At 65.8% G+C, this 1,918-nt stretch carries 2 protein-coding genes and 1 pseudogene; all 3 read left to right on the top strand.

The window, feature by feature from the left end; genetic code table 11:
* Positions 1-424: 424 nt before the first annotated feature.
* On the top strand, positions 425-814 hold the full coding sequence (locus AB0N14_RS39955) for an HPP family protein (RefSeq protein WP_366030584.1): 390 nt from the start codon (positions 425-427) through the stop codon (positions 812-814).
* Between the two features lie 417 nt (positions 815-1,231).
* Positions 1,232-1,363: a hypothetical protein gene (locus tag AB0N14_RS39960; protein ID WP_366030585.1), complete on the top strand. Its 132-nt coding sequence runs from the start codon at positions 1,232-1,234 to the stop codon at positions 1,361-1,363.
* A pseudogene (locus AB0N14_RS39965) lies at positions 1,322-1,779 on the top strand (transposase); the annotation flags it as partial. The gene AB0N14_RS39960 and the pseudogene AB0N14_RS39965, both read left to right, overlap by 42 nt.
* Between the last annotated feature and the right edge of the window lie 139 nt (positions 1,780-1,918).

A 1,918-nucleotide genomic window follows, 5' to 3' on the forward strand; every position in this document is an offset into this window, starting at 1 on the left:
ACTGTTCGTGCTGGTCATACGGGGGTGGACTCCTGTCTCGCCCAGGAAGGATAACCCGGCATACCCGGTGTCTCACCACAGACTGACAGGGAGGGAGGTTGCATGGCGGCAGAACCTTTGATTGGCGACGTCGATCGAGCAATTTAAAAACGGACTTGGACAGTCAGGCGTTCGGGGCGCCAGGTTGTGGTGAGTACCCCCCTCTTGCCGGATGACGAGCCGCCGTCGGGCCGGAAGCAGGGGTCCGAGGAGTCTGCCAGTGACGCATGTTCAATCTGAGAGACCGGAAGCCGAAGACGTCCCGGAGTGTCCGACGAAGCAGCCCCCGGGCAGCGGGTGGAAACCCGCCGAGACGCGGCCTCACTGGCGCGCAGTCGGGTCGGCAGTTGTCACCACTTCAGTCGGACTGGTCGTCCTGGTGGCCGTGGGGGTGCTCGTGCACCAGACGGTGTTGATACCGCCGCTCGCGGCCACAACGGCGATCATCACCACGACTCCTGACTCGCCTCTCGCACAGCCCCGCCGTGTCATCGGCGGGCACATGCTGTCCTGCCTCGTCTGCTTCGCGATTCTCGCACTCGGCTGGCACGGCCCGTGGGCCGCTGCCGTGGCCTGCGGTATCGCCGGCGGACTCAAACTTGTGCTCAGAGCGAACCATCCGCCGGCCATGGCGACCGCAGTCATGATCGTGCTCACCGACCCGCCTGCCAGCCGCTTCGTGCCCCTGCTGGCCGCCGGCGCGGTGCTGCTCGTCCTGGTGCAGATGGTCTCCTCCCGTTTGCGACGAGAGGCTTATCCCACCTCCTGGTGGTGAGGCTGCCGCGACCTCATCCGAGCACATGACCGAAGCGGTCGGCGGGTGTCGGTGCAGATGCAGCTACAGCGCATCAACCGGCGCTTGGTCCATGACGAGACCAAGACCGAGGCGTCGACGGCCGCACTTCCGCTGCCGCAGATCTGCGTCGCCGGCCTGCAACACAGGAAGGCAGAACACGGGTCAAGCAACTGGCCGGTGAACTGTGGACGGAGTCCGATTCTGTGTTCACGACGAGTTGCCGGCACCTCTCGACGTACACCCGCGGGTCGCCCTGCAGATCCTCCGCCAAGGCAAGATCGCAGTGACCATGGAGGTGTACACGCACGTCCCATCGGAGGCGACCCGTCGGGCGCCGCGGAAGCTCGGCCGGGAGTGTTCAATCAACGGCGGATCCGATGATCAAGGAGACGCCAGATGAGCGAGACCATCGTTGCGACCGAGGCCGTGGAGGAGCCGGCCGTCGCTCCGGCTGCGGAGGCGGTGTCGGACGACCAGTTGATCGGGATGCTCTGGTCGACCGGGCCCGGAGCGAGGGCCTGCAGCTGACCGGTGAGGGCGGGTTGCTGCAGCAGCTGACGAAACGGGTGCTGGAGTCCGCCTTGGAGGGCGAGATCACCGATCACCTTGGCTACGACAAGCATAATGCCGAGGGCCGCAACAGTGGCAACAGCAGGAACGGAACCCGTGCCAAGACCGTCCTGACCGATGTCGGACCGGTCGAGGTGAAGGTGCCCCGCGACGTGGCGGGTACGTTCGAGCCGCAGATCGTCAAGAAGCGTCAGCGTCGCCTGTCCGGCGTGGACGAGATGGTGCTCTCGCTGTCCGCGAAGGGGCTCACCCACGGGGAGATCTCCGCGCACCTGGCCGAGGTCTACGGCGCCGAGGTGTCCAAGGCAACGATCACCACGATCACCGACAAGGTGATGGAGGGTATGGCCGAATGGTCCAACCGGCCCCTGGACCGCGGGCGGTTTCCACTGATCGTTGCGAATCAGCGGCAGGCGAGTCTCTTGACCAGCGTCTCATGGCCTCGGCAGGGGTGTGGTCTCCGAGGACGCGGCGGGGCCTGTGGTTGAGCTGCCGTTCGACTTGCGCGAGGTC

Origin of the sequence: Streptomyces sp. NPDC051104 (genome assembly GCF_040682835.1) — a bacterium.
Taxonomy (GTDB): domain Bacteria; phylum Actinomycetota; class Actinomycetes; order Streptomycetales; family Streptomycetaceae; genus Streptomyces; species Streptomyces cynarae.